At 40.8% G+C, this 238-nt stretch carries 1 protein-coding gene; it reads right to left on the reverse strand.

Going from position 1 to position 238, the window contains the following annotated elements; all coding sequences use genetic code 11:
• The coding region (locus tag BWI97_RS26890; protein WP_158242896.1) for a replication initiation protein at positions 1-204 on the reverse strand (204 nt) is incomplete at its 3' end.
• Positions 205-238: the final 34 nt, after the last annotated feature.

The raw sequence follows: 238 nt of genomic DNA on the forward strand, positions 1-238 counted from the left end.
CTTCCGTTCCTTCGCTGCAATTTCCCAATCAAAGTATAAGCCACAGCGTTCAGAAAGCTCTTTTTGGGTATACTTTAGAATCCTGGTCTCAAAGTCCGTAAAGCTTTTATAAGCGGTCAGATTCAAGCCAAGCAAGCCTTTAAGCCGATCAATTTCGATGACCCATTCATTTTTCTTGCGGTACATCATTAGCAGTTCATACATTCGAATGGCATGAACGCTTTTAAGACTCAGAATT

Origin of the sequence: Siphonobacter sp. BAB-5405, assembly GCF_002872335.1 — a bacterium.
Classification (GTDB): Bacteria; Bacteroidota; Bacteroidia; order Cytophagales; family Spirosomataceae; genus Siphonobacter.